General features: G+C 60.7%; 16 protein-coding genes. 6 read left to right on the top strand and 10 right to left on the bottom strand.

Annotated features, from left to right (window positions below; all coding sequences use genetic code 11):
- Positions 1-4 precede the first annotated feature (4 nt).
- The 3 genes from ACOBR2_RS12910 (at position 5) to atpC (ending at position 3162) form a co-directional block, all read left to right on the top strand.
- Positions 5-1075, top strand: coding sequence for a F0F1 ATP synthase subunit gamma (locus ACOBR2_RS12910; protein ID WP_420236522.1), 1071 nt, complete (start codon positions 5-7; stop codon positions 1073-1075).
- A gap of 133 nt (positions 1076-1208) precedes the next feature.
- Positions 1209-2651 (top strand): F0F1 ATP synthase subunit beta, encoded by a 1443-nt coding sequence (gene atpD, locus ACOBR2_RS12905; RefSeq protein ID WP_420236521.1) that lies wholly within the window; start codon positions 1209-1211, stop codon positions 2649-2651.
- A gap of 91 nt (positions 2652-2742) precedes the next feature.
- Positions 2743-3162 (top strand): ATP synthase F1 subunit epsilon, encoded by a 420-nt coding sequence (gene atpC / locus ACOBR2_RS12900; protein WP_420236520.1) that lies wholly within the window; start codon positions 2743-2745, stop codon positions 3160-3162.
- Between the two features lie 221 nt (positions 3163-3383).
- Here atpC and ACOBR2_RS12895 read toward each other — a convergent pair whose 3' ends face one another.
- Positions 3384-3602, bottom strand: coding sequence for a hypothetical protein (locus ACOBR2_RS12895; protein WP_420236519.1), 219 nt, complete (start codon positions 3600-3602; stop codon positions 3384-3386).
- 104 nt (positions 3603-3706) lie between these two features.
- The gene (locus ACOBR2_RS12890) at positions 3707-4759 is read right to left on the bottom strand and encodes a glycoside hydrolase family 88 protein (protein ID WP_420236518.1); all 1053 of its coding nucleotides are present in this window, start codon (positions 4757-4759) and stop codon (positions 3707-3709) included.
- A 398-nt stretch (positions 4760-5157) separates the two neighbouring features.
- On the opposite strand from ACOBR2_RS12890, the gene acs reads away from it, so the two are divergent.
- Positions 5158-7140, top strand: a complete 1983-nt coding sequence (gene acs, locus ACOBR2_RS12885; RefSeq protein WP_420236517.1) for an acetate--CoA ligase — start codon at positions 5158-5160, stop codon at positions 7138-7140.
- A gap of 91 nt (positions 7141-7231) precedes the next feature.
- Here the strand turns inward: acs and ACOBR2_RS12880 are convergent, their stop codons facing one another.
- The 8 genes from ACOBR2_RS12880 to ACOBR2_RS12845 all read right to left on the bottom strand — a co-directional run bounded on the left by ACOBR2_RS12880 (position 7232) and on the right by ACOBR2_RS12845 (position 16078).
- Complete coding sequence (locus ACOBR2_RS12880; RefSeq protein ID WP_420236516.1) at positions 7232-7843, bottom strand: hypothetical protein; 612 nt, start codon at positions 7841-7843, stop codon at positions 7232-7234.
- Between the two features lie 134 nt (positions 7844-7977).
- Positions 7978-9579: a carboxypeptidase regulatory-like domain-containing protein gene (locus tag ACOBR2_RS12875; protein WP_420236515.1), complete on the bottom strand. Its 1602-nt coding sequence runs from the start codon at positions 9577-9579 to the stop codon at positions 7978-7980.
- 323 nt (positions 9580-9902) lie between these two features.
- A complete protein-coding gene (locus tag ACOBR2_RS12870; RefSeq protein ID WP_420236514.1) occupies positions 9903-11714 on the bottom strand; it encodes a carboxypeptidase-like regulatory domain-containing protein in 1812 nt (603 codons plus the stop codon).
- Between the two features lie 98 nt (positions 11715-11812).
- On the bottom strand, positions 11813-13441 hold the full coding sequence (locus tag ACOBR2_RS12865; RefSeq protein ID WP_420236513.1) for an ATP-binding protein: 1629 nt from the start codon (positions 13439-13441) through the stop codon (positions 11813-11815).
- Between the two features lie 167 nt (positions 13442-13608).
- Positions 13609-14127, bottom strand: coding sequence for a YybH family protein (locus tag ACOBR2_RS12860; RefSeq protein WP_420236512.1), 519 nt, complete (start codon positions 14125-14127; stop codon positions 13609-13611).
- A gap of 74 nt (positions 14128-14201) precedes the next feature.
- Positions 14202-15440 (bottom strand): CPBP family intramembrane glutamic endopeptidase, encoded by a 1239-nt coding sequence (locus ACOBR2_RS12855; protein ID WP_420236511.1) that lies wholly within the window; start codon positions 15438-15440, stop codon positions 14202-14204.
- A gap of 108 nt (positions 15441-15548) precedes the next feature.
- A complete protein-coding gene (locus tag ACOBR2_RS12850; protein WP_420236510.1) occupies positions 15549-15833 on the bottom strand; it encodes a type II toxin-antitoxin system RelE/ParE family toxin in 285 nt (94 codons plus the stop codon).
- Positions 15830-16078, bottom strand: a complete 249-nt coding sequence (locus tag ACOBR2_RS12845; protein ID WP_420236509.1) for a CopG family ribbon-helix-helix protein — start codon at positions 16076-16078, stop codon at positions 15830-15832. Before ACOBR2_RS12845 ends, ACOBR2_RS12850 begins: the two co-directional genes overlap by 4 nt.
- 219 nt (positions 16079-16297) lie before the next feature.
- Between ACOBR2_RS12845 and ACOBR2_RS12840 the strand changes: the two genes are divergently transcribed.
- On the top strand, positions 16298-17284 hold the full coding sequence (locus tag ACOBR2_RS12840) for a phosphoesterase (protein WP_420236508.1): 987 nt from the start codon (positions 16298-16300) through the stop codon (positions 17282-17284).
- A 219-nt stretch (positions 17285-17503) separates the two neighbouring features.
- Positions 17504-17683, top strand: coding sequence for a hypothetical protein (locus ACOBR2_RS12835; protein WP_420236507.1), 180 nt, complete (start codon positions 17504-17506; stop codon positions 17681-17683).
- Positions 17684-17760: the final 77 nt, after the last annotated feature.

Genomic DNA, 17760 nt, shown 5'->3' with positions numbered 1-17760 from the left:
CTGAATGGCTAACGTACTCGATTTACGACGCCGCATCCGTAGCGTCAAAAACACGCGGCAGATCACCAAGGCCATGAAGATGGTTTCGGCGGCCAAGCTGCGCCGTGCGCAGGAACGCGCGCTTTCGGCGCGGCCCTACGCCAAGATGATTGCCAGCGTGCTCACGTCGCTTACCGGCCGCGTGGAACTGTTCGACGAGCAGACCGGCAATCTGCGCCATCCGCTCTTCCTCACCCGGCCCGAAAAGCGTGTCCTTCTGGTTGTAGTCAGCGGCGACAAGGGTTTTGCCGGTGCATTCAACGCGAACATCCTGAAGACGGCCTTCCAGTTCATCGGTGGCAACCCCGACAAGCAGATCGACGTGGAGGCGGTGGGCCGCAAGGCGCGCGACCTGATGCGTCGTCGCTATGCGATTGCCGAATATGCCGAGCAGACCGATGAATTCGGTGTTGTGAAGCAAGTTCGTCAGCGTAAGGAGCAGGTCGAGGTTGTGGGCGACCACCCCGGCATGTTGCTCAAGCTGGAGGCCGAGCGCGTACACAAGCTGGCCGAGAGCATCGTCTCCCGTTATGTGGCGGAAGAAATCGATGCGGTCTACGTCGTCTACAACGAATTCAAGTCGGTGATCTCGCAGCGCCTGGTGGTGGAACGCCTGCTGCCGTTGATCGACTTCAAAAGCCAGCAGATCACCAGTGCCACCGAGCAGACTGCCGAGGAGCGCGAACGCGTTGCCGAGGCTGCTATGACGGCAGGCATTGAACTGGAAGCTGCCGACTCGGCTGAAGCCGACGAGGAAGCCAAGAAGTTTGGCACTACGAACGTGGATTACATCTACGAGCAGCCGGCCGAGGAGTTGTTCGCCGGTCTGTTGCCGCAGTTTGTCTTTTCCGTGCTGTACCACGCCATGACGGAATCGGTAGCCGCAGAACACGCGGCCCGCATGACGGCGATGGATTCGGCAACCAACAACGCCTCGGATATGATCGACTCGCTCACGCTGCACATGAATCGCGTGCGTCAGGCGGCCATCACCAAGGAGATCATCGAAATCGTTTCGGGCGCAGCCGCACTTTAAAAAACAGCTTCTAGCTACTAGCTTCTAGCCTCTAGCTTTTTACGCCGGGCAATCGGCCGGAAAAGTACCAGGAGACAGAGGCAGCGATGAATCGAGCTAGAAGCTAGCAGCTAGAAGCTAGGAGCTTTTAACAATGGCAGAGAACATCGGCAAAGTAATTCAGGTCTCCGGCCCGGCCGTAGACGTGCAGTTTGAAGAAGCGACGATGCCGCCCATCTATCAGGCGCTGCGCGTCACCAGCGAGGGCTTTGTTACGCCCGAGCCCATTTCGGTCATTCTCGAAGTGCAGCAGCACCTCGGCGAAGGCCGCGTCCGTACGGTTGCCATGCAGGCCACCGACGGCATGGTCCGTGGCATGAAGGCCATCGACCTTGGCGGTCAGATCAGCGTTCCGGTGGGCAAGCAGACTCTGGGGCGCGTGATCAACGTCGTTGGTGAGCCGGTCGATCTGCTTGGTCCCATCGGCGAAACCAAGCGCATGCCCATTCATCGCCCCGCGCCGCTCTTCGATGAGCAGTCGACCCACGAGGAGATGTTCGAGACCGGCATCAAGGTCATCGATCTGATCCAGCCCTTCTTGAAGGGTGGCAAGATTGGCCTCTTCGGTGGTGCTGGCGTCGGCAAGACCGTCGTCATCATGGAACTCATCAACAACGTGGCCAAGAACCACGGCGGCTACTCGGTTTTTGCCGGTGTGGGTGAACGTACCCGCGAGGGCAACGATCTTTGGCTGGAAATGAGCGAGTCGGGCGTCATTAAGCCGGGCAAGTTCGAGGAGTCCAAGTGCGCACTGGTCTATGGCCAGATGACCGAGCCTCCTGGAGCCCGTCTGCGCGTTGCTCTGACCGGTCTGACGGTCGCTGAGCACTTCCGCGATGAAGAAGGCGCCGACACGCTGTTGTTCGTCGACAACATCTTCCGCTTCACGCAGGCCGGTTCCGAGGTTTCCACGCTGCTCGGCCGTATGCCTTCCGCCGTGGGTTACCAGCCCAACTTGGCCACGGAAATGGGCGAACTGCAGGAGCGCATCACTTCGACCAGCAAGGGGTCCGTCACTTCGGTGCAGGCCGTCTATGTGCCCGCCGACGATTTGACCGATCCCGCGCCGGCCACCACCTTTGCTCACCTGGATGCGACCACCGTGCTTAGCCGTCCGCTCTCTGAGCTGGGCATCTATCCGGCCGTCGATCCTCTGGCCTCCACCTCGCGTATTCTCTCCGCCCGCATCGTCGGTGACGAGCATTACGAAGTGGCCCAGGGCGTGAAGCGCATTCTGCAACGCTACAAGGATCTGCAGGACATCATCGCCATTCTCGGTATCGACGAACTGTCGGAAGAAGACAAGCTGACCGTGGCGCGCGCCCGCAAGGTGCAGAAGTTCCTTTCGCAGCCCTTCCATGTGGCCGAGCAGTTCACCGGCATTGCTGGCAAGTACGTCAAGATTGCCGATACGGTGCGCAGCTTCAAGGAACTGATCGCCGGCAAGTACGACGACATTCCGGAGCAGGCCTTCTACATGCAGGGCGGCATCGAGGATGTGCTGGCCAAGGCCGAGCAGCTCAAGGCGAATGCCTAAGAACAGCTGCTAGCTCCTAGCTGCTAGCTTCCAGCAAGAATGGCTGGAGGCTAGTGGCTGGAAGCTGGAAGCTCGTGATTGAAGGTTGAATATGGCAGACGAAACGAATCAGATCCGTGTGCGTTTGGTAACGCCCGAGCGTACGCTCTTTGAGCAGACGGCCGAGGCCGTGGAGCTGCCGTCGAAGACCGGCTACTTCGAGGTTCTTTACGGTCATGCTCCGCTGGTGGCTGAGCTGGGCGCGGGCGACGTGATTGTGCATGGAGCATCGCAGGATGGTCCGGCGCGCTTCAACGTCAGCTGGGGCTTTGCCGAGGTGCTTCCGGATCGGGTGACCATTCTGGCAAACAATGCCCAGAAGCCCGGGGAGATCAACCTGGGGCAGGCTGAACAGCAGCTCGACGAGGGCTTGAAGATGTGGAAGGAAGCCGGCGAAAGCGTGGATGCGTACGACGATGCTCTGCGCGTGATTGCCGAGGCAGAATCAAAAATCGCTTCCTCTAAACAGTAATTTACCAATCCAGGCCAGAACGCAAAAACAAATCCCTGCTCAGAAGAGCAGGGATTTTGTTTTTTTGCGTTGACGCATTTTCCAGGAATTGCGGAAGAGAGGAAGAATGCTTTTTCGTGCTTGTTTCATCAAAAAATGCATTCTGAACAGCTTGAAAAGTCCACATGTATTCCGAAAATGCACTCAAACTTCGAGACAAAGACGCTGGCTTTGCTCGGGGTTTATTCGCCGTCCTGATCCATGGCAACTTCTGCCTGTTGGCGGCCCTGCGGGCTGATGGAGACCGTATCGGACTTGAGGTGAACGGGGGCTGGGGTGGGGGTGGAGGTATGGGCTGGGGTGGGAGTGGAGCTAGACGAGCCGGGTTTCTGTGTGTGTTTGGCAGGAGTAGAATTGGGAACCTGTGCGGCTGCCGTGTTGGACTGAATAGCTGAAACCATAGTTGAACCTCCAGGTGCTTGCCTGAATTATCGCCAGGAGGTCCAAATGTGATCTGCTTCCACGCGGAAAAAACACGCCAGTGGGTCCATTCTGGAACTGCTGTTTACCAGTGTTTGTGCTGTGCAATCTGGTCCACTTCGCTGGCTGCCAGCAGGAATGCGCCCTGGGCAAAGCTATTGCTGTCACCACTTTGCGTGCCGCGGACGGGCTGGGCTGGGCCGATGCGGCCATCCGTGCGGATTTCTGCCACCAGTGCCCGCCAGGCCCGCTCACAGACCGGCAGATAGGTAATGGCGTCAATGTGGCGATGGTTGATGGCCGAGGCCAGAGCGAAAAGGATCAGCGCGGAACCGGTGGCGTCGGAGGGACTGGTTTTATCGGCCATGCGCGTGTGCCAAAGGCCGTCGGGGCCCTGTAGCGAGACGATGGTCTGCGTCATGTCGCGCTGCATCTGCACGTAGCCGGGGCGGATCGGATCGTCGCCGGGCAGGGCGCTGATGATGCGGGCCAGCGCGGCCATGGCCAGACCGTCGCTGAGGGCGGTTTTTTCCCGGTTTTGGTCGAGCGCATACAGATGTGCCGCAGGATCGTAGAGCAGGCGCTGGGTTTTGATCCACTGGCGCTGCTCGAAGGCGGCGTAGGAGGGGTCGGAATTGACGGCGCTCATCTCGGCCGCCGCGCTGCCCATCAGGTAGAGGCGCAGAGCGTCAGGGAAGGCGGGTTCGCCGCTTTGGGCGGCCTCTTCAATGTCCAGGTCCAGACGGCGACGCAGTGCGGCCAGATCCTGTTCATCGTGCGTATCCAGCAGAATGGCCTGGGCGATTGCGTAATCGTGGGTTGGGTCGGTGGTGTGCTCCAGCCGCCACTGGAACTGGTCGAGCGCAGCCTCTACGGGGCGCGCGTAACGGCTGTCGCCCACCGCATGCGAGGTGGCCACCAGGCTGGCGGCCAGCATGCCGAAGTCCAGCGAGCGGTCGGGGGCGAGCCGCAACACTTCGCGATCCGCCACGTAGCGCATCACGTTGTGAATGACCTTGGAGTTGATGGCCGGCGCAAGATTGGCCGGTTGAACGTCGGCGGAGGTCGGCGTCTGGGCCAGGGCCATCAAACCAGAAGAAAGAAAGATCAGCGCACAGCTGCGCGCAAACATACTCATCGCACTCCTCATGAATGGCCCGGAAATATCTCAGTGGTAGAGTACCACCTGTGTCACCAGTGTGTTAGACGATCTTGACGGTCCAAGGGCCCCGCCTTGCAGGCGGTTTTGTGCCCGCGATGGAACGTTTTCTGTTGCGAAGGTTTCTTTCGAACCTGTGCAAGATCAAATCCAGCCGACTGCCCGCCGCATCCTATGTGACGGAAGCCACTGTTGACCGGAAAGGGAAGCCATCGCATGCGATCCTGTCCGGAAACACTTGCCGAATGTGCATGTGCCCGGCTACAGTGTCTCGCAAAGGGCGAAATTCTCTGGACCGGTTGTTGAGCCTCTCCGCCGTTGCTGGTCTACCCGCCGCCTCGCTCTGATGTGAAGACTTCTTCCGTAAAGGAGCACGCATGTCTTCCCCGCACGTTCCGCCCGTCCCCGCAGCCACACAGGATATTGATTCCACCCTTCGCGAAAATCGTGTTTTTGTCCCTCCCGCCGAGTTCAGCCAAAAGGCCTACATCCATAGCCTTGAGGAGTACGAGACGCTCTACCGCGCATCGATTGCCGATCCTGAGAAGTTCTGGGCCGGGATCGCCACCGAGCTGCACTGGTTCGAGCCGTGGACCAAGGTGCTCGAATGGAACCAGCCCTGGGCAAAGTGGTTTGTGGGCGGCAAAATCAACCTCAGCTACAACTGCGTGGACCGCCATGCGCTCAACGGGCGGGCCCAGAAGACGGCGCTGATCTGGGAGGGTGAGCCGGGCGAGGTGCGTCGGCTGACCTATGCCGAGCTGCACGCCGAAGTGCAGCGCTTTGCCAGCGCGCTCAAGGAACTGGGCATTCAAAAAGGCGACCGCGTGGCCATTTACATGGGCATGACGCCGGAACTGGCTATTGCGCTGCTGGCCTGCGCGCGCATCGGGGCAATTCACTCGGTGATCTTTGGCGGATTTGCCGCGAATGCCATCGCTGACCGCGTGGTGGACGCTGGCTGCGTGGCCATCCTGACCCAGGACACAAGCTACCGGCGCGGAGGCGAGATTCCGCTCAAGCGCACGGTGGATGAGGCGCTGCCTGCCTGCCCGACGGTCAAGCATGTAGTGGTTTTCCGGCGTAGTGGAACGCCCGTGAACATGGTGGAGGGGCGCGACCACTGGTGGCATGATCTGGTGGCCAAGGCCGCGCCCGTCTGCCCGGCTGAACCCATGGATAGCGAGGATCCGCTCTACATTCTGTACACCAGCGGCACCACCGGCAAGCCCAAGGGACTGGTGCACACCACCGGCGGCTATGCCGTGCAGACCTACCTGACCAGCAAGTACATCTTCGATCTGCATGAGGAGGATGTCTACTGGTGTACGGCCGATATTGGCTGGGTGACCGGCCACTCGTACGTGGTTTACGGCCCGCTGCAAAACGGTGCCACGGTGCTGATGTATGAGGGCGCACCCAACTGGCCGGATTTTTCGCGCTTCTGGAAGATCATTGACGACCACAAAGTGAGCATCTTCTACACTGCGCCCACTGCCATCCGCGCCTTTATCAAGTGGGGCGACGAGCATGTGGTGAAGCACTCTCTGGCCACATTGCGTTTGCTGGGAACGGTGGGCGAGCCAATCAACCCGGAAGCGTGGATGTGGTATCGCGAGAAGATTGGGCACAACCGCTGTCCGATCGTTGATACATGGTGGCAGACCGAGACGGGCGCAATTCTGATTGCTCCGGTGCCCGGGGCGGTGGCCACTAAGCCGGGTTCGGCCACGCGGCCCTTCTTCGGCATTGAGCCGCAGGTGGTCACCAAAGAGGGCGAGCCGGTTCCAGCCGGCAGTGGCGGCCTGCTGGTGGTGCGCCATCCCTGGCCTTCAATGGCTCGTACTGTTTATGGCGATCCTGAGCGGTACGAGAGGACTTATTGGAGCGATGTTCCGGGCTGCTACTTTACCGGCGACGGCGCGCGGCAGGACGCCGATGGCTACTTCTGGCTGATGGGCCGGGTGGACGACGTGATCAACGTGAGCGGCCACCGGTTGGGCACCATGGAGGTGGAGTCGGCGCTGGTGGCGCATCCCAAGGTGGCGGAGGCTGCCGTGGTCGGTCGCCCCGACGACCTGAAGGGGCAGGCGATTTCCGCTTTTGTCACGCTGGAAGCGGGTTACCCACCCACCGAGGAGCTGAAAGGCGAGCTGAAGAAGTGGGTCTCCAAGGAGATTGGCTCTCTGGCCCGGCCCGACGACATTCGCTTTACCGAGGCGCTGCCCAAGACGCGTTCCGGCAAGATCATGCGCCGCCTGCTGCGGGAGCTGGCTACGCATGGCGAAATCAAGGGCGATACCACCACCCTCGAAGACTTTACCGTGATTGCCAAACTGCGGGAAGCCGAAGAGGGGTGAGTGCGATCTTCCGCAGCCGTTGCGCCAAGCAGGATACAAGCACAAAGGCCGGGTGAAATTTCACTCGGCCTTTGTGCTTTACAGTATGGAGCTAGAAGCGGTAAACCACACCCACCGCCATGCGGGCGTTGTAGTGGGTATGCGGTGAGTTGCCCAGTTCCGTGGAATTATTGCGGAAGGAGAAGGAGTCCGACTGGCGGTCGCCGCTCAGGCGCGTCGCCCAGTGCGGGCTCAGGTTGTAGATCACGCCGGCGCCAAAGCCAGACGAGAACGAGGCCGTCGGAGTCATGTTTTCACCGCCCGTGTGTTCCACGCCGAGCAGAATGTGGGCAAAGCCTTCCATGTTGCCGAAGAGCGCCATTTTGACCTCAGGGCCGACGGTTACCGAGAGTACCGAGGGATTGCCCGGGTTGCCGCTGCTCAGGCTGGGCTTGTAGTAGTCTCCGTTGGCCGTGACGCCAAAGTGGCGGGTCACATCGCGGGTGACGGCAAGTGTGCCGCCATACAAGCCGTGGCGCGACTGACCAACCTGATTCAGACCGGTATAGCCCAATCCGGCAAATGCCTGGTACTTGTAGGTGATTGCGCCCCGCTCAGTGGTCCGATGGTGTTCCGGGGCGACCTGACCGGCCGCGGTCAGGGGCATAAGTGCGGCCGGAACTGCGGCCACAAGCAAAAGCAGAAACTTGCTCTTCAACTTCAATCTCTCCTCCATGCCCGGTGAAGGCATGCTTGCCGCCGCCAGACTGCGGGTCTGGAGCAGTCGGCGGAAACTTCCAATCAATAGACTATCCTTTTCCCCCTACTTCGAAGAAGTCCTGCAGGCAGGAAAAGGAGTTATTCCTTGGTTTGCGGCTGAACCGGGCTGGTGAGCCGCACGGTATCGCGTTGACTGTCTGTCAGTGTGACGCTTGTACCGGCCGGAAGAAAGCGGCGAATCGTCTCGGCGTCGGTCCAATCCAGATTCCAGGCATTTTCGAGCGCGATCACCGTATAGCTGCCGGGTAGTACGCCCTGCAACTCAAAGCTGCCGTCGGAGTCGGACTGATCGCGCCGGGCAAGCCCGGGAAAGCCCTTCAGGCCAGCGGGCACAAGCAGCACCATTGCGCCGGGAACGCCCTGCGTGCCCCGGCGGACGAAGCCTGCAAGCTTGAGGCTGGACGGTTTGGCCCGCACCAGCAGATCGACGTTGCTGCCCCGCAGGACGAACTGCAGACCGGGGCGAGGGGTTCCGGTCTGGGTGAGGCCGGTCAGAGGCACCTCGTAGCCGTAGCCGTTGCGCAAATGCACGCTCCACACTCCGGCAGGCACATTGTCCAGGCTGAATGCGCCGTCCTGCACCACGACGGAGAGTGGATGGTTGCCGCTGCCGTTCTGGGCCGGTTCCATCGTCAGCAGGGCCAAGTCGCTGAGCGCCACGCCGGGAGCGGTTTCCACCTTGCCGCTGACGCTGGCGGCAGGCACGCCGTTCTGCGGGTCCACCGGACCGCTGGTGGTGGCGTCCAACTCGATCAGCCGCTCAGGATCGCTGGTCGTCAACTGGTAGTGGCCAGAGGCAATGCCGTAAAAACCCGTCTCGTCCGCAGTTTCGTCGTTGGTGCGGCCGGGATAGGGCGTGGGGGCGGGGTGGCCAAAGATGGTTTGCGTGAGTGTGGCGTGGCTGCCCTGGCTATTTTCCACCGAAAGACGCAGCGCGGGAACGGCGTGCAGCGCGACGTTGGCTTGTTCGCGGCTGCCTGGTTCAAGCCGGATGGGCTGGGCGTCGGGTTCGTTGTTGGTGGCGTCGTAGTACGTGACCGGGTAGGCCACGTCGAGCGCCGCATTGAAGCCGGGGCGCGGAGTGGGTTGGTGCATGGCGTACCATGGCTGGGCCTTGACGGCCACGCGGTACTCGCCCGGCTCCAGATCATCGAATGTGTAGCTGCCCAAGTCGTCGGTGGTGGCAGTTGCGGTGTGTTGCAGCCGCTCCGGGCTCAGGCGGTCGGTATTGACGCGGTAGAGCAGCACGATCGCGTCTTCCACCGCATCGCCGCCCTCGCCGGTGATGGTGCCGCGCAGCATGGCCATGGGGGGCAGGCGGAAGGTCAGATCCTCACTGTGCTGCTCAGGGCCGGCAACGATGGCGGAGCTGAAGTCGCCATGCTGCTCGTAAAAGGAGGCAGTGTAACCAGCGTGGCTGGCCCGCAACTGGTACTTGGCCGCCGTGGCTACGGAAAACGCGAAGTGGCCGTTCTCGTCGCTCTCGGTGGTGGCAATCTGGCTACCGTTGGCCTGCAGCGTGAGTGTGCAGTGCGCCGCCCGCACCGGGTCGCCATTGAGCGCATTCACCACCGTTCCGCCGATAGTGAAGTTGGGCGATTTGTAGGTGGGACGTTGTGCCTGTGCGAAGGGCAGTGCGGCCAAAAACAGCATCCAGAGCAGAGTGAAAGCCGTTTTCACGTGCCCCATCTTGATGTCGTGCACAGAGAGATGCGCAGGTGCTTTACAGGCTGCGGAAAAATTCGTAGCGGAGGGAGGCTGGGGTTTCAACCCCTGCAAAAAATCCGCACAATGAGCGAGGGCTTCAGCCCTGGAAGTTTTTCGGAGCGGCGCATCGAAAGCAGTGGTTAAAGCCCTCTTTTTTTGCGTAGCATTGCGGCCCGACTGAAGTTGGGCCCTGTTACAAGACCCCTCCAGAAAGAGCTTTTCTGCAACCTGTGAAGCCTCCGCGCTCTCACTCCTCTGCTCTCTGTCCTCTGTCCTCAGTTCTCTGTCCTCTGTCTTCATGGCTCCGGCACCTCCACCACAAGCTGTTGTTCCTCGCCAGGGCCGAGGGTGATGAACTGCGGCTTGACGGAGAGTGCTGCCAGAGCATCGGGGTTGTGGTATTCCAGCGGGTAGGGCCCGGGAAAGACGTAGACCCGATAGCTGCCCGGAGTGAGGCGGTCAAGGGTGGCCGCGCCGTCGTTCGAGGGGCGTAGCGTCACCGGCAGCAGGTCAGCGCTGAAGGCGAAGTCGGGCACAATGTAGGCCGTGTACCAGGGTTCTTCGCCACCCTGTGTGGTGGCGGGCAGTCCGGGCAGCTGCAAGGTCAGGCGGGCGCAGTCGTCGCGCAAGGTCAGGTTCAGTGTTGGAGTGCTGCTGCCCGGCTGCACATGTAGTGGCTCGCTTGCCATGCTGACGCCGCCTGCGGTTAACGAGGATTCGCAGACCCCGCGCGCGCCAATGCTGGTGTGCATCCAGTAAAGGCCGGGCGGTGTGTCGCTGGTGGCCAGCGGGCCGCTGTAGTTGCCCTGGGCGAAGGCATTCATCTGCTCATCGTCGATCCATCCCGTGGCGGGGCTGGCCAGCATCAGCAGATTGCCGCCCACGCCCCCCAGCGGCAGCGTTGCGCCATGCTGAAGGCCGACTTCCACCGGCGGCATCTGTTGGGGCAGAGGCTTCAGAGTGAGCACAGCCGGTGGCTTGGCCGCTACCCTCACTTCCACTTCTCCCAGCGCCACCCCTCCACGACCCTTGTTTTGCTTGCTTTCGTTGGTCTGCTTCGAGTAGATGAGCAGAATGTAGGATCCGTCCGGCAGCAACGTCTGCACCGTGTGGGTTTGCGGGGAGTACTTGGCGAAGTAGGGCAGTGGATGCCGCTCCGGGTCGAGCACGTTGGCGGCAAAGCTGTCGGCTGCGTTGCCGGACAGGACGGCTACTTCCACCGGTTGAAAGAGTTCGCGGGGCACAACCAGTGTGGTTTCCTGATCCTCGCCCGCGGCTAGCGTGATGTGGGTTGTGCCGTCGGGTGTGCGCGTGCCGGGAGCGTAGATGGCCGGGTAGCCCATCTGCGCCGTTGGTTTCTGGCCACTGCTGTTTGCATCGGCCTCGTCCACGCGTTCTTTTTCCAACTGAGGATCGGTGAACAGGCTGTAGTCGCCCGCCGTGAGGCTGCCAAAGCGGAAGGAGCCATCGGCGTGGGTTTTTACGCTGCTGCCGTGCACGCGCCACACGGTTCGTCCAGCTTGTACGATGCGCTGCACCAGCGTGACGCGGATTCCGGCCAGAGGCTCGCCATCATCGCCGCGTACGGAGCCGTGCAGGGCGGCCGTGGGCGCAAGGCTGAAGACCAGCTCCGGCATTCCGGCGGCCACCTGCACATTGTGGCTGGCAGAGCCTTCCTGTCCGCTTGCGTTTGCACCGCCGAAGGGCAGATCCAGAAAGCCGGGTTTGAGCACGGTGAAGATCTGCGGCCCGGCAGGTACGCCAGGAATCTCGAAGCGGCCATCGCCGTCGGTGAGTGCGCCAGTAGTGGCATCACCCTCAATGCGCACCAGCGCGCGCGCCACGCCTTGCCCGCTGCTCAGGCTGCGCACCATGCCACGCACCGTCAGCCGCTTGGTGTCGGCAGACGGCGCAGGAGCTGCGGCTGGCTGGGGCGCGGCGGCCTCTGGTTGCGGTATACCCTCAGCAGCGTCCGGGGTCTGCTGCTGCGATTCTTCTTCCTGCGCGCATGCGCCGACCGCAGCACACAGCAGCAGCAGGGCGGTAAGTCCGGTCCATGCAATGCCGCGCCAGGGAAGCAGAACGTCGAACTGTGTCGAGGTTTTCATTCTATGCAGACTATTTTCGCCGCTGGCTGTGCTTCAGCGCAAAAGATGCGGGACCGCTCGAACAGAACGGGTCTAGATTTTCCGGATCAATGGCGGGTCTATGCTTCGGGCAGGGTGAACAGCAGCCTGCTGCCCTTGCCGGGCTCGCTTTCGGCCCAGATGTGGCCGCCGTGCTGCTCGATAATGGCGCGGCACAGAGCCAGTCCAATGCCGGTGCCGCCCAGGCTGCGTGCGTCGCTTGCATCGCCCTGCTGGAAGCGCTCAAAGATGCGCTCCAGGTTTTCCGGTGCAATGCCGCGGCCCTGATCGGCCACTACGAAGAGCACCTCGCCGGGTTCCGTGTCCGGAGCCGGTTTTGCATGGGTGCGGACGATCATACGGAGAGTTGTTTCAGCCGCTGAAAACTTCAGCGCGTTGGCGATCAGCTCGTTGAGCACCCGCAGGATGCGTTCCTGGTCGGCAAAGACCATGGCTTCGTTTGCGTCCACGCGAATGTGGATGCCGGCGCGGGTGGCGGTTGGATGGGCCACGTCAGCGGCGCGGCGCAGCAGGTTAGCGGCATCCACGGCCTCCCGATGCAACTGCAGCCTGCCATGGTCCACTTTGTCAAAGTCCAGAATGTCATTGACCAGCCGGGTCAGCCGATCGCAGTTGGCAATGGCTAGCTCGATCATCTGCGTCTGTTTTTCCGGCCGCTTGTCGAGCTGGCCCGACTGGATCAGTCCGAGTGAGCCGCGCAGGGAGGCCAGCGGAGTTTTCAGCTCGTGGCTTATGGTTGAGATGAACTCGTCCTTCATTTGCTCCATGTGAATGCGTTCGCTCACATCCTGCCCACTAAGAATCAGGTACTGCACCTCACCGTCGGGGCCGGAGAGCGGACGCAGCGTCCAGCGCACGCGGCATTTTTGGTCGGATCCATTCATGGTGCGCCATGATGTTTCCTGAGGATCGGAGTCTTGTCCGCAGGCTGCTTCGCGCAGTTTTTCCGTAACCCTGGCACGGTCCTCGGCGTCAAGAATCTCTTCCACGAACAGCCGTCCAACGGTGGAGTTTCTTTCCAGGCCAGTCAGTTGGGCGCAGGCCTCGTTCATGCGTACCAGACGGCCGGCGGTATCCAGCACGGCCACCAGCGCGGGAATCGAATCGAGCGTGGCTGAAACAAAGCAGCGTTCGATGGCCAGCGCGCGCTCGGTGCGCAGGTGTGCCCGCAGTGCCTGCTCCTGACTGTGGAGGCTGCGGTAAAGTTCAAAGCGCGTCTCCACCTGATGGGCCATGATCTCCAGCAGAGGCAGGTGGTCGGGGCGGAACTGATCTGGCGTTGTGTTGAGCATGGCCAGCGTGCCGATGGTCTTGCGGTCGTCGGAGAGCAGTGGCACGCCTACGTAGGAGCGGCAGGCAGATGCGCCGGGGAGTGGAATTCCCGTGGGAGAAAAATGCGGATTCCGTGCGGCGTCTGCAATCAGCAGCGGCTCTCCGCTCTCGATCACCCATTGGCAGGCCGAGGCGGTGAGCGGCTGGCTGGCACCACGAAAGCCGAAGTGTGACTGGAACAAAAGAAGGTCTGCCTCCGCCCGGCTGATGTACACAGAATCAGCGTTGCAAAGCACCGCCACCAGCTCCGTCAGCTCGTCCAGAGCAGGATCGGGGCCGCTGCCGGGGAAGCCAGCGTCCTGGTGCTGATCCGCAGCCGGTGTTGCTTCGTATTGTGGGCTTTGCCTGGTGCGCATGGCTGCACTCGTCCGTTTGCAGTCTCTTTTGCATAGAATTTGACTCTGGTGGGCGGGGGCAGTTCCATCCTGCTTTTGCAGCAGGGCATGGACTAAAAGTTGTAGACGCGTTTCCGTCGGGCTGCAATGCAAAACGCCCCTCGACGGATCGAGGGGCGTTGGATGCTCTAGTTCGGCAGCTTGCAGCAGTCGCCGGCACCGGGAGGTTCATTGGCTCCGGCGTCCATTACCACTTTCCAGGCGCCGTCCTTTTGCCGCCGCCACATGGTGATGTAGCGACCGCTGGTGGTGACGTCGTTGCCGCTTGCGTCCTTGCTGTGGCCCTCAAAGTGGCCCCAGGTGTAGCCCATGTCGCCGGAGGGCCCCATGAGCGCCTCGGTGGGCGTCCAGGTGAGCAGATAGACCTGGGGCGACCAGTTGGCGGACTTGGCAATGGCCACTTTGCCGATCAGCGGAGCCGCACCGTTGCCGAGCGCCACGCCGTCGTCGGCAAACCATTCAGCAAAGCCCGCGCCGCCCTTCGCACGCACGTCTCTGGCAAAGCGCGCTTCCAGATCGAAGAGCAGCATCTTGCCGGGATTGACCGTGGTGTCGGCCAGAGGGTTCGGTGCGGCCTCGGCGGCTTGCGCACTTGGCAGAGCTAGTTGTGCCTGCGTCCTGCAGGAGCCCACAGTTGCCAAAATCATCAGGACCAGAAAAACAATTCTTGCTTTTGCCGCCACGCTTCCTCCGAAAACGAAAAAATCTTCCGAGCCCCATCCTACAACGGAGAAGCAGCTTTCAGTTCTCTGAACTCTGCTCTCTGTCCTCTGTCGAACGCCACCAGAACCACCAACGCCAGCAGAATCGGGATCATGCAGAGCGGGCTGCCCTCAGGGCCGTCGGCGCCGCCGCTCCAGAATGCGTTGCCAAAGGGTTTGGCCACCAGAAAGGAGCCATGCGCCGGTATGCCGCTGTCGGCTGTTCCGTAGAAGAAGGTTTCCGTCCAATCCCATGCGGCGTGGAAGCCGATGGCCCACCAGGCCGAACCGGTGAGGCGAACACTGACGCAAAAAATAAAGCCGACGGCGGCCGCCTGAAAGATTCCAATCCAGTTCTCGCCGCCATTGCCGGTGTGCATCAGTCCGAAGAGGGTGCTGGTGACCCATGCCGCCTGCCAGAAGCCAGCCGACTCAGCTTTTTTTAGGTGCAGCCAGATGCAAGGCGCAAGGCCAAGCAGAGCGATGGCGTACACGCCCCAGACGCTGCCGCCCTTCACGCAAAAGGCCAGAAAAGCGCACATTGCTGCTTGCAGGCCCAGTGCCCACCAGAGGTTGAGGCCGCGAGTGAGTGTGGAGAGCAGAAAGCACCGCACCATCCCTTCTTCCACACAGCCCACCAGCAGGAAGGTCAGGCCCCAGAGCGCGGCGTACTGCAGAATTTGCGGCGCAGCCAGTCCGGAGCCAGTCAGTGCGATCCAGCCGCCGGCCTTGAGCGCGCCCACCAGCACGGAGAGTGCCACAAACCCCCAGCCCAGGCCGGCGAAAAAGCGCTTCGTGCGCCGGGGGCCGATCAGGTTGTAGGCCAGTAAATTACCCTTGCGGCGCTCGATCAGGGCCACGGCCGCCGCCGCTGCCGCAATGCCCAGCACCTGGAGTAACTCCCCAAAGAACATGGAGCGCAGTCCGGGGGGCTGTTTGAGATTCAGCAGGTGCAGACCGACAAAAAACGCGCCCAGTACGCCGGAGACAATGCCCATCAACACGGTGAACAACAGAATCGACCAGCCGCTGCGCAGGCCGTCTTCGCCCACGAACACTGCAGCGGCCAGCTTTTCGATTTTGCCCGGCTCAACCGGCGTGGAAAGCGGTGCGGGCTGAGGAGGTAGAGCGGCAGGGCTCTCTTCCAGCTGTTGGCCTGCAGCAAAAGATTCAGGGGATGCTGGGGACTCGGGCTCAGGCGTGAGGGAGGGCGCGGCGGAATTCCCGGCTAAAAGCGCGGATTGCTCTTCAGACTGCATTCTGTCTCCTGGCGATCTTCTCAAGGGGGGCGATTGAGATTGTAAAGGTCTGCACTGTTTCTACGAAAAGATATTTACCCGGGTTCCGTACAGATTTTGTAGCCGGAGTCAGAAGGTCCCTGGCCATTCGCGGGCAGCGTGCCAGATGCCAATGACTTCTACCTGCTGCTCCTGGACGCGGTAAACGACAATGTTGGCGGTTCCGGGAACCACTGCTTCCCGTGTTTCGGTAACTCGCCCTTCACGGCCAGAGAAGGGCATGGTGCCAACGCGTTCAACAGTGTCGAAAATTTTGCGTCGGAGGGCATGCGCTCCTCGAGGAGTATCGTCTGCGATGTATTCCACCACCTGATGTAAGTGCCGGATGGCCGACGCTGACCAGAGGACCTTCACTGACCAGCCTTTTCCCAGCCTGCGAGCAGTGCGCCAACTTCCTCATGTGGGATGAATCGACCAGCCTTCAGGTCGTCGATTCCTTCCTCGACCATGGCGGCAAAGCGCTGCTGTTCTGCCAGATAGCCTTCCACGGCGCGGTTCAGCAGGTAGCTGCGGTCGCGATCCATGGCCTGAGCCAGCTTGTCGAGGGCTTCCACCTTGTTGGCATCGATGCGAAAGCTGATGGTGCGGGGTTCTGCCATAATACGACGTATTATGGCATATTACATCGTAATACAGGAGTGTGAAATGCAGCCATCAGCCTCCAGATCCCAGCCTCTAGCTCCTAGCCTCTAAAACCTAAAACCTAGAACCTAAAACCTAGAACCTGCTTCTCCCCCTTGACAGATTTCCCCTTTCCCTTGATGCTTAACAGTTCCGGCTCTTTTCAAGAACCAATTGTTTTTCGGTAAGGGGTAAGTTTGCGGCTTCGCGTCTTTTATCACGACAAATGCTTTGATGGGGCCTGTTCGGCCTCGTTGTTTACGCGCTTTCACCGGGAATGCATCGGTACGGCCGAGGGCTACGACTATCACGGTCTGGTGCATCGGGCCGGGGCCCTGTTCGACGAGAGTGAGTTCCTTGGCGATGAGAATGCCATCGTCGATTTCAAGTACTCGGCCTCGCCGCGTATCACCTGGTGGTTCGATCATCATCAGTCGGCCTTTCTGGACGATGCTGACCGCCAGCACTTTCTGGCCGGCCAGCAGGATCCGGTGGTTTCGAAGCGCAAGTTCTTCGATCCAAAGTACACTTCCTGCACGGCTTTTCTGGCCCACATTGGCAGAACCCAGTTCGGCTTCAATACCGAGCCTATTGACGACATGATCTACTGGGCCAACATTGTGGATGGCGCCAAGTACGAGAATGCCGATGTGGCCGTGGAGATGCCGGCCCCGGCCATGAAGCTGACGCTGATCATTGAATCCACGCAGGATCCAGCGTTTATTCCGCGCCTGATTCCGCTGCTGACCTCCATGCCGCTGGCCGAAATTTTGGAGCAGGACTTTGTTGCGCCGCTGTTGCCGCCGCTCATGGAACGCCATCAGAAGGCCATCGAGCTGATCCGCAGCCGGGCTGAGGAGCGCGACGGCACCATCTTCTTCGACATTACGGACCATCCGCTCGAAGGCTTTAACAAGTTCATTCCGTACTACTTGTTCCCGAAGGCGATCTACTCGATCGGCCTGTCGAAATCGAGCTTCCGCACTAAAGTGGCCGTGGGTTCCAACCCGTGGACCACGGTGGACCCGGAGCGGATGATCAATTTGGCGGAGATCTGCGAGAGCTACGGCGGTGGCGGGCACGCCCGTGTGGGAGCTATCAGCTTTCCGCCCGACCGCGAAGACGAGGCCCGCAAGGCAGCGGTCAAAATTGTGGCTGGATTGCGCGAAAAGCCATTGCTTTAAACAACCTCAAGCTGTACGGAAAGGCCGGGAAATCTCCCGGCCTTTTCTCTTCTGTCCTTCGATCTGGAATCGAAGTTCATGTAGACTGGTAGAAGCGAGTTCAGCGCTTTTTTGCCTTGTCTTCCAGCGGAAGCAGGCGGCCTGCGACCGCGCCGTTGAAGCCGCAAACGATTTGTTTTGTGTGTGCAGAGACAATTTCAAGAGGAGAAACTCCGACAAATGGCAAAGATTGCAAAGATTGCAAACCGTGCAAAGGTAATGGACACCACGAAGTCCACTGACTGCCCCAGGTGTGGCAAGCCTACCCGTATCGTCAAGCGCGTCAAGGATCGTGAGCGCAACGTACCGGGCGGCGTTTATATTTCCTGCTCGGCCTGCGACTTCTACGAAAAGCTCTAGTTTTTCGCGGCAAGTTCAAACAAAAAATCCCGGCTTTGGCCGGGATTTTTTGCGCTTTTGATTCATTTTTGACACGT

It is taken from the genome of Telmatobacter bradus (assembly GCF_048629425.1).
In the GTDB taxonomy this organism is placed as follows: domain Bacteria; phylum Acidobacteriota; class Terriglobia; order Terriglobales; family Acidobacteriaceae; genus Telmatobacter; species Telmatobacter bradus.
The sequence above is the reverse complement of the archived record's forward strand: the minus strand, read 5'-3'. Positions and strand labels throughout refer to the sequence as shown.

Coding starts and splice junctions, on each gene's coding strand:
- ACOBR2_RS12835 (WP_420236507.1), top strand. CDS start 17,504: ATGGCAAAGATTGCAAAGATTGCAAACCGTGCAAAGGTAATGGACACC.
- acs (WP_420236517.1), top strand. CDS start 5,158: ATGTCTTCCCCGCACGTTCCGCCCGTCCCCGCAGCCACACAGGATATT.
- ACOBR2_RS12870 (WP_420236514.1), bottom strand. CDS start 11,714: ATGAAAACCTCGACACAGTTCGACGTTCTGCTTCCCTGGCGCGGCATT.
- ACOBR2_RS12890 (WP_420236518.1), bottom strand. CDS start 4,759: ATGAGTATGTTTGCGCGCAGCTGTGCGCTGATCTTTCTTTCTTCTGGT.
- ACOBR2_RS12845 (WP_420236509.1), bottom strand. CDS start 16,078: ATGGCAGAACCCCGCACCATCAGCTTTCGCATCGATGCCAACAAGGTG.
- ACOBR2_RS12855 (WP_420236511.1), bottom strand. CDS start 15,440: ATGCAGTCTGAAGAGCAATCCGCGCTTTTAGCCGGGAATTCCGCCGCG.
- ACOBR2_RS12895 (WP_420236519.1), bottom strand. CDS start 3,602: ATGGTTTCAGCTATTCAGTCCAACACGGCAGCCGCACAGGTTCCCAAT.
- atpD (WP_420236521.1), top strand. CDS start 1,209: ATGGCAGAGAACATCGGCAAAGTAATTCAGGTCTCCGGCCCGGCCGTA.
- atpC (WP_420236520.1), top strand. CDS start 2,743: ATGGCAGACGAAACGAATCAGATCCGTGTGCGTTTGGTAACGCCCGAG.
- ACOBR2_RS12910 (WP_420236522.1), top strand. CDS start 5: ATGGCTAACGTACTCGATTTACGACGCCGCATCCGTAGCGTCAAAAAC.
- ACOBR2_RS12860 (WP_420236512.1), bottom strand. CDS start 14,127: ATGATTTTGGCAACTGTGGGCTCCTGCAGGACGCAGGCACAACTAGCT.
- ACOBR2_RS12865 (WP_420236513.1), bottom strand. CDS start 13,441: ATGCGCACCAGGCAAAGCCCACAATACGAAGCAACACCGGCTGCGGAT.